The organism is Phyllobacterium sp. (genome assembly GCF_037994425.1).
Taxonomy (GTDB): Bacteria; Pseudomonadota; Alphaproteobacteria; order Rhizobiales; family Rhizobiaceae; genus Phyllobacterium.
The window spans coordinates 1-8101 of record NZ_JBBNAM010000104.1; the positions used below are offsets into that span (position 1 = coordinate 1).

The 8101-nt window shown below is 59.6% G+C and carries 8 protein-coding genes and 1 pseudogene; 1 reads left to right on the top strand and 8 read right to left on the bottom strand.

Annotated features, from left to right (window positions below):
* Positions 1 to 271 (bottom strand): annotated as a pseudogene (locus AAAB35_RS07225) (EamA/RhaT family transporter); the annotation flags it as partial.
* Between the two features lie 233 nt (positions 272 to 504).
* Between AAAB35_RS07225 and AAAB35_RS07230 the strand changes: the two are divergent.
* Complete coding sequence (locus AAAB35_RS07230) at positions 505 to 1659, top strand: fumarylacetoacetate hydrolase family protein (protein WP_340667545.1); 1155 nt, start codon at positions 505 to 507, stop codon at positions 1657 to 1659.
* A gap of 2 nt (positions 1660 to 1661) precedes the next feature.
* Here the strand turns inward: AAAB35_RS07230 and AAAB35_RS07235 are convergent, their stop codons facing one another.
* The 7 genes from AAAB35_RS07235 to AAAB35_RS07265 form a co-directional block, all read right to left on the bottom strand.
* Positions 1662 to 2600, bottom strand: a complete 939-nt coding sequence (locus AAAB35_RS07235; RefSeq protein ID WP_340667546.1) for a phosphatidate cytidylyltransferase — start codon at positions 2598 to 2600, stop codon at positions 1662 to 1664.
* Positions 2593 to 3249 carry a lysophospholipid acyltransferase family protein gene (locus tag AAAB35_RS07240; protein ID WP_340667547.1) on the bottom strand — a complete coding sequence of 219 codons (657 nt, stop codon included), beginning with the start codon at positions 3247 to 3249 and terminating at the stop codon, positions 2593 to 2595. The genes AAAB35_RS07235 and AAAB35_RS07240 overlap by 8 nt, the downstream gene beginning before the upstream one ends.
* Positions 3250 to 3269: 20 nt before the next feature.
* Complete coding sequence (locus AAAB35_RS07245; RefSeq protein ID WP_340667548.1) at positions 3270 to 3692, bottom strand: hypothetical protein; 423 nt, start codon at positions 3690 to 3692, stop codon at positions 3270 to 3272.
* A complete protein-coding gene (locus AAAB35_RS07250) occupies positions 3685 to 5031 on the bottom strand; it encodes a phosphatase PAP2/dual specificity phosphatase family protein (RefSeq protein ID WP_340667549.1) in 1347 nt (448 codons plus the stop codon). The genes AAAB35_RS07245 and AAAB35_RS07250 overlap by 8 nt, the downstream gene beginning before the upstream one ends.
* A complete protein-coding gene (locus tag AAAB35_RS07255) occupies positions 5028 to 6827 on the bottom strand; it encodes a bifunctional alpha/beta hydrolase/class I SAM-dependent methyltransferase (protein WP_340667550.1) in 1800 nt (599 codons plus the stop codon). Before AAAB35_RS07255 ends, AAAB35_RS07250 begins: the two co-directional genes overlap by 4 nt.
* On the bottom strand, positions 6828 to 7445 hold the full coding sequence (locus AAAB35_RS07260; protein WP_340667551.1) for a CDP-alcohol phosphatidyltransferase family protein: 618 nt from the start codon (positions 7443 to 7445) through the stop codon (positions 6828 to 6830). It abuts the gene before it with no gap.
* A gap of 21 nt (positions 7446 to 7466) precedes the next feature.
* The coding region (locus AAAB35_RS07265; protein WP_340667552.1) for a GGDEF domain-containing protein at positions 7467 to 8101 on the bottom strand (635 nt) is incomplete at its 5' end.

An 8101-nucleotide genomic window follows, 5' to 3' on the forward strand; every position in this document is an offset into this window, starting at 1 on the left:
GTGCGGTGATGAAAAAGACCATACCCAGGCAGGAGACGGCGACGAAAAGCCAACCGGAGACGCCTATGTTGCGAAATTTTTGCCAGGCAATGCCGCCCTCGAAAAGCACCATCGCGGCGGCAATGCCGATCGAACCGAAAATGCCGCGCCAGGCGAGGATCGTCCAGCTGTCGAGCGGGATGGCGCGCGTGAACAGTCCGGCCAGGCTCCAGGCCACCGCCGACGCCGTAACCAGGATCAGACCCAGTCGATATTCTGCTGACTTGTTCACGCACGCCCCGGTTGTCTTGGTCCCTTCGCGTCACTAGCTGCGTGTTTAAGCGAAATGACAAGTGATATCGGATGACCATCCACGATCTCCTGACAGAGCCAAGCTGGTAAAGTGACGTCGTTGTCTTGATTGGTGCACTACTCTCCCGCATAACTGCGCCGGGCACGCCATAAAGGAGAGGAGACTTAGTTGTTTCCCACTCCGTCAATCCGAACCATCCAGGAAATTCGATCATGTCAAATGCCACTGTCCCCAGCTACGGAGTCCTTCTCGGTAGAGCCAAAATTTCTGGCTATGACCATCCGCGGATCGTCACAATCAGGGATGGCAGCGTCTATGACATTACGGACAAGGCGGCTCCGACCGTGCGCGATATTTGCGAAATGGCTGAGCCGGCAAGCTACGTCACTGACACGCGAGGAACTCGCATAGGTGCAGTTGACGCAGTCCTCGCCAATAGCTGGTCCGAAAAGGTTGATACCGCCCAGCCTTCATTGCTTTCACCGATCGATTTGCAGGCGGTCAAAGCATCAGGTGTGACGTTTGTTGCCTCGCTGCTCGAGCGCGTCATCGAGGAGCAGGCGAAGGGTGACAAGACCAAGGCGGATTCGCTGCGTGAAGAGGTCCTCAGTCTTATCGGCGCGGATCTCTCGCAGATCGTGCCGGGTTCGCCCGCGGCTATGCAGGTCAAGGAGGCACTGATCGCTCGCGGCGTCTGGAGCCAGTATCTCGAGGTTGGCATAGGGCCGGATGCGGAAATCTTCACCAAGGGACAGCCCATGTCGACGGTCGGCTTCGGGGCAGATGTTGGCCTTCATCCAGTATCGAGCTGGAACAACCCCGAGCCCGAGATCGTGCTTGTTGTTGCAAGCAGCGGCCGAATTGTCGGCGCAACGCTCGGCAACGACGTGAACCTGCGCGATGTCGAAGGTCGGTCGGCGCTGCTTCTCGGCAAGGCAAAGGACAACAACGCTTCGGGGTCAGTCGGGCCATTCATAAGGCTATTCGACGGCGATTTCACCATCGAGACGGTGAAGGTTGCGGAACTCAGCATGCGGGTCGAGGGCGAGGATGGCTTCGTGCTCGACGGTCATTCCAACATGGCCAAGATTTCGCGCAAACCGGAATCGCTTGTCGAGGCAACGATCGGCCGGCACCATCAATATCCGGACGGGCTCGTCCTGTTCCTCGGCACGATGTTCGCTCCGGTAAAGGACCGCGATGGGCCAGGCAAAGGCTTCACCCACAAGCTTGGCGATATCGTCTCGATCTCGACGCCCACTCTCGGGACATTGTCGAATCGAGTGCGCCTGTCGACTGAGTGTGCGCCCTGGACGTATGGCGCCAGCCATCTCCTCCGCGATCTTGCCAAGGCCGACCTGCTCTAAATCTAGGTCCAGAAGTAGCGGACCATGTGAAAGAAGACCGGCGCGGCGAAGACCAGGCTGTCCGCCCGGTCGAGCATGCCGCCGTGTCCCTCGATCATGTGGCCCCAATCCTTGACGCCGCGATCGCGCTTGATAGCGGAGGCGACGAGGCCGCCGAAAAAACCCATGATGCAGGCCAGGCCAGCCATCAGGCCGGCCTGAAGTGGTGTGAACGGTGTCAGCCAAAAAAGGCCACCGCCGAGCAGCGAGGCGCTGGCGATGCCGCCGACAAGCCCCTCCCAGGTCTTCGACGGTGAGACCTTGGGCGCGACCTTATGCCTGCCGAACAGCTTGCCGAACACATATTGCAGGACGTCGCTGCCCTGCACCGTGACGATGAGGAAGGCGATAAGCAGCAGCCCCCTGCCGCCGAAGCCCGGAATTGCCAGCGTAAGCAAAGCCGGAACGTGGCTGATGCAATAAACGGAAAGCATGATGCCCCATTGCTGCTCGCTTACACGTTCGAGAAAGCGGGCCGTGTCGCCGGAAATTGCTGTCAGCGCCGGCATGGCGAGAAAGCAGTAGACCGGTATGAAGATCGCAAACAGGCCATACCACTCGATCCATAGGAGATAATATTGCACTGGAATGATCACGAGGAACATGCCGAGCAGGATCCAGTGATCGCCGCGCCGCGTGTGGGTCAGCGTCACGTATTCGCGCATGGCCGCAAAGGAGACGAAGGCAAACAGGAGGATCACACCGCCCTTGCCGAAGAAGAAGGCGATGGAGATCGCGCCCACCATGATCCACCACGCCTTGATGCGCGAATTGAGATTGGCAAGGGCATCGGGCAGCACGTCGCCTTTGCGCCGGATCTTCCAGGAGAGCGCGGTGGCGATGGCGCTCGCGCCGGTAAGGATGGCGAGAAGGCCGAGAAACAGCCAGACGGCTTCAGCCATGATTGAGAGCCCTCTGCTGTTCGGGGCTGAGCGTGAGCAGGGCTTCCCGGGCACGCGCCAGGAAAACGTGGCGATCCTCATCTGGTTCAAGGCGCACTGGTGCGCCGAAAACGACGCGGCAGAGCAGTGGCACAGGTAAAAATGCGCCCTTTGGCAGAACGCGGGACATGTTCTCGATCCAGCACGGGACGAGTTCGACGTCGGGGCGGGCCAAGGCGAGATTGTAGATGCCCGAGCGGAAGCGCAACAGTGGCTCCTCGCTCATGTTGCGCGTACCCTCAGGAAAGATAATCAGCGAGTGTCCTGCCGCCAAGGCATCGAGCATGATGACCATCGGATCCTCGGACCGCTCGATCCAGTTCCGCTCGACCAGCACTGTATTCAGAAGCTCGCGGGCAAGGATGTGGCGAATGCGGTTCTTGCGCCAATAGTCCGCTCCGGCGACGGCGCGCGTCCGCTCGCGCTCCTGCGGTGGAAGGCATGTCGAAAGAAGGATGAAATCGCCATGGCTGGCGTGGTTGGCGAAATAGATGCGTTGAGCACCGGATGGCGAGCAGCCCTGCCAGATCGGCCGCACGCCGGTGATTGCCCGCGCCATACCGGCAAGCATCATCGCGGCGGCACGCCGCGGCATATCTTTGCCGAACATCCCCCCGAACTCGCGCACGCTTACGTCGTCCACAAGCTATAAGCCGTTGCGGAGGCGAAGACTGCGAGAAACACGGCAAATGCCAGATGAAGCCGCATCAACAGGCGGTTGGTGCCGGCTATTCGCGCCTGTAGCGGCCGAGTCGTTTGCGGGCATTTGCGCAGCCGCATTCGTTCCAGAAGCTTGTCGGCAGCGCGGCAGCCTGCCGTCTCATCGTCGTGCGAGGCGATGAAATGAAAGAGCGCCGCATCAAAGCGCAGATAGATTGCGAGGAACAGTGTCGTCAACCCGCCGACGATCAGGAGCGGCCAGAGCCAGCCGAAAAGCTCGCCCCCGGCATCACCCGCTACGGAGGATGCCACGAGGAGAACGCAAGTCAGAATCCCATAGGTATGGGCCCTGCGCGTCAACCGAGCCGCGAAGGTTTCCGCATCTTCATCCATGTCGTGCCCCTGTTTCTCCCGCCACGATCATATCTTCTCTCAAGTGTATCGGCCTGCCCGTCGTCTTCAACAAGGCTATCGCCTGTGCGGCGGTGGCGGCATGGCCCTGACGCAGGAGCCAGGTACCGACAGCTGCAGCGCTGCGCTGAAAGCCGAGCGCGCAACAGACGAGGACCGGACCTCTGCTGCGCCCAGTTTCGATTGCATCCGATGCTTTTTCAAGATCGTCGGGTGAAACAGGGACGAGGTCGAGCGAAGGGAAACACTGCCAGGCAATTTCAACGTGGGATGGTTTCGCCAGTTCGCCGGTAAGATCGATCACTGTCGCAAACGCCGATAGCTCAGAGTGCTTCGGCAGACGGCCAAGATGGACACCGTCGAAGACGAGGACCGAGGGCGCGAGTTGGCGCGTCCACAGATGGCTGTTGACGATGGCGACAAGCCGATAGGGCGCGAGCAGCCACCGACTCGCGAAGGAGATGGTTCCGTCAGCTCTCTTCTCGAAAACCTTGGCACCGGCGCCAAGATAACCAAGGGAAACGATGCCGAGCGCCAGGGCCGGCCAAAGCAGGAAAAGGAAAAGGGCGGACGATCTTGTTTGGAGTACCACGATCAGGAATAGGGCAAGGCTGGCCGCCGCATAGTAGCCACCGATCCGCCTGCTTGTGGCATCGTGCTTTAGGCGATAGCCCGACAGTGGCGAAGGCGCCCCGGCGGGAAACAGCCACAAGGCAAAGAAACCGAGCAATGCGCCGGTCGGTATGTCGATGAAATGGTGCTGGTAGGTGGTCAGGACGGAGATACCGATCAGGAGACACCAGATGTTCCAGACCAAAAGCATCGCGCCTCCAAGCCTGCTTCGCCAGTGCGCCCAGATGATGACGAGCAAAGCAATGTGCAAGGAAGGAGCCTGGTTGAAGGGCTTGTCGAAGCCTCCCAATATCTCGAAGAGAAACCCCGACGCGCCGCTGGTCGAGGGTCTCGGAAAGATGAATGTCAGGGAAAAGGCGATGAAACAGCTTACCGCGACGACCTGCGCGGTCAGATAGCGCTTTGCCAGTCGATCCACCTCGATTGCGATGTCGTTGAGAAACAAAGAGAGCCCGTAGAAGGCATTGATTGACCAATAGGGGAAGATCGTCCAGGCGACGAAGGGGATGCCATGTTCCCAATGGAAAGTGATATTCGGAACGTGCACCCTTTGCGCGGCAAGCCAGTTCGCGGCTCCGTAAGTAAGATAGAAGAAGGGGGCCAGGAAGATGAGCCATAGGAGCGCGCGCTTGGCAACCGCCCGGTCCAGGCGCCATTTACCAATTGGTGCATCGCTTGTCGCCGTCATAGGCGCTCTGCGACCGAAACGGTGAAAATACCCCACTCGTCGATGCGCTGCTCGATTTTCTTGAAGCCGGCCGCGGCGACGAGCTGGTCCATTTCGGCTTGCGTCCGGCGGCGCATGATCCAGGCTTGGCCACCGCGATGCGAGGTGAGGGCTCGAGCGATCATTTCGAGCTGCGGGTGGAAGGGCTGATTGGTGTAGATCAACAGGCTGCCCGGCTTCATCGCCCGGGCGAGCCCATCGAGCGAGCGGCGGATCATACCGTTGTCAGGGAACAGCTCGTAGAGCCCCGAAACAATCGCAAGATCCGGAGCAGGCGTTATTGTCGCCAGCATGTCGCCGTCGAAAGCGTCGGCCTTGTGGAAATGTGCGATCGACTGGAGCCCGCGCTCGGCAATCAATGCGCTTCCCGCGTCGACATTGATCGGCGAATAATCCTGCAGCCGGACGCTGTCCGGCCGGATAGCGGATTTCGCAATCGCATCGATGATGTAGCGGCCATGGCCGGCGGCAATATCGAGAACATTCGTGGTCCTTCCATTTGCGTCCAGCTTGGCGAGGGAAAGAGCTATCAGTTCTTCAAGGTGGAGTTTGCGTTGGCGGATACCGCGCCAGCCAATGGCATTGAGGAATTGCTTGTCGATAAGCCTCCCACCGGGGCCGATCCCGCGCGGCTCGTTTTGGTAGACATAGTCGAGCGTTGAACCGGAATCGAAGCCGGTCCCTACGCCTGTGCGAAGCCCATTGGATAACAGTGCCGCGCCGCGTATCGAGGCACGGTACGCCGCCCAGTAAAGCCCCTCGGCCGAAAGCATATCGTGTGGCGACGAAAGCCGGTCGGCCTCATCGCGGGTGAAACCGCTGACATCGGCATTGGTCACGTCAATTTCCACCGGCTCAGCGGCAAACCGCTCGGTGATGAAGCGGCGCACATGGGCAAGCGCAATTGCCCGGTCCTTTTCGCCGAGCGTGTCATGAAAGAACCCCTTGAGCACATGTCGTTCTTTCAGGGGATGGGCCAGATTTTCATAGAACCGATGCTGCGGAGCATGACGGACGACCCAATCCCTGCCCGAAATCAAGAGTTGCGTCGGTACAATGATCGCCCGGGCATCTGCGACGACACGCTCGGCCGTATCATAGAGATCGAGCAATATGTTGGAGGCGATCGGCCGCGTAATCAGCGGGTCGCTCTCAAAGGAGGCGATGCGCTTTGGATCATGGGTGAGGAATTTGGCTTTGACGTAGGAATTGACGAAGAACGGGCCCTTCAGCTTCTGCCAGAAGGAGATGCCTTGTCTGGCGAAGGGAACGTAAAGTTTGACGCTGAAAGCCGGCGACGCAAGAATGAGTGCGCGGATTGGCGGAGCGTAATCATGCACCCAAGTTGCGGCGAGAACGGCGCCAACCGATTGGGCGATGACCGCAATATCCTCAATGGCGAAGCCATCCTTGGCAATGATGTGGTGGATGAAGCCGTCGAGGTCGCGTACCGATGCGGCAAATGAAGGAGAATAACCACGCGTTCCGGGCGAACGGCCATGGCCGCGGGCGTCCCAGGCATAGAACGCGAAATCATGTAGTCCAAGTTCCTCGACGAGATGGGTGACACGCCCGCCATGCTCATGGCCGCGGTGCAAGAGGACAATCGCCCCGTTTGCCACGCCCCGCGCCGGCCATCGGCGGTAGAAGAGTTCGGTGCCGTCATGCGTGCGAAAGACGGCTTCTTCCACTCGACCTGGCGCGGCAAGACTCGCTGAACTATCGGCGGGTATTTTCTGTTCCGTTTCGTATGTCATTCAAGATGCCGCCGTTTCGGCGCGCCGCAAGCCGGCACGAACGCGGTTGATCATCGTGTACAGCGATAGCAGCGCCATGAGCGGAAAGATCCAGCCGCACCAGTAGGGCAGCACGATCCCGCTGCCGATCACCACCGCAATGATGCCGAGTGCCAGCGCGCGGTCACTCTTGCCGAAGGGGCCGTCGTAGCCGCGGCCACCGCCGGTCATTACGCCTAGAATACCAGCATATTCAGCAAGGATTGCGGCAAGGGCGAAGCTCACCACGCCGGGCGGCGCGAAAGGCCCGACGAGCATGAACGGCAAGATGAGCGCGATGTCCGAGATAACATCACCGAGCTCGTTGAGATAAGCGCCGAGTTTGGAAGCCTGGTGGAACTCCCGCGCCATCATGCCATCGATCGCATTGAGTGCCATCCGCACGAAGAGAACGAATGGCAGCAGCCAGAAGACGGCAAAAGTGTCATAGAACAGAGCGATCAACGCGCCCGCAAGGATCGAAAGAATCGCGGCGGCGATGGTTACCTGATTCGCAGTGATGCCTCTTGCGACAAGGCGGCCAACGAGCGGGCGCAGCAAATTCTGGAAGGCCGGCTTGAGCGAATAGAGCGTTGGCATGGAAGCTTTCCCAAGGATTGGCTAGGCCGTAAGCGTCTTCAAATCGGCCCGACCCGGCGAAGGAAGGGATTTGACGATATTGCGTCCGCTGTGCTTTGCGAGATAGAGCGCCCGGTCGGCATTTTCGAGCAGATGGGCCGAGGTCTCGAACCTTCCGCTTCTGATCGTCGCCACGCCGACGCTCGCTGTGATGCGGATGACTTCATCGTAGCTCGACGTGATCATCAGGCTGCTGATCGACAGCCTGATCTTCTCCGCTTCGGCGATTGCGGTCTGAAGATCGCAATCCGGGAAGACCACCGAAAACTCTTCACCGCCGTAGCGGGCCGCATGGCAACCGCGTTCGGCGCTGATGCTGCGCAACACGTTCGCTGTCATTTTCAGGCAAGTGTCGCCCATCTGGTGGCCGTAGACGTCATTGATCGATTTGAAATGGTCGAGGTCGACCATGAGTATTGCGAGATCGGTGCCGTTTTGCGTTGCTTTCGCGAACTCCTCACCGAGGCGCTTTTCGAAACTGCGGCGGTTTGCGAGCGTCGTCAGGCCGTCTTCTTCCGAAAGCGCCTGCAGGATGGAGTTGGTCCGCAAGAGGTCGAGCGACACGTGACCATAGGCTTCAATCGCCTCATTGATCGTCGAAAGCTCGCGGAACAGCG

Excerpts from the sequence above, each read along its gene's own strand:
- AAAB35_RS07235 (WP_340667546.1), bottom strand. The coding sequence starts at position 2,600 with ATGGCTGAAGCCGTCTGGCTGTTTCTCGGCCTTCTCGCCATCCTTACC.
- AAAB35_RS07255 (WP_340667550.1), bottom strand. The coding sequence starts at position 6,827 with ATGACATACGAAACGGAACAGAAAATACCCGCCGATAGTTCAGCGAGT.
- AAAB35_RS07240 (WP_340667547.1), bottom strand. The coding sequence starts at position 3,249 with ATGTTCGGCAAAGATATGCCGCGGCGTGCCGCCGCGATGATGCTTGCC.
- AAAB35_RS07250 (WP_340667549.1), bottom strand. The coding sequence starts at position 5,031 with ATGACGGCGACAAGCGATGCACCAATTGGTAAATGGCGCCTGGACCGG.
- AAAB35_RS07260 (WP_340667551.1), bottom strand. The coding sequence starts at position 7,445 with ATGCCAACGCTCTATTCGCTCAAGCCGGCCTTCCAGAATTTGCTGCGC.
- AAAB35_RS07245 (WP_340667548.1), bottom strand. The coding sequence starts at position 3,692 with ATGGATGAAGATGCGGAAACCTTCGCGGCTCGGTTGACGCGCAGGGCC.
- AAAB35_RS07230 (WP_340667545.1), top strand. The coding sequence starts at position 505 with ATGTCAAATGCCACTGTCCCCAGCTACGGAGTCCTTCTCGGTAGAGCC.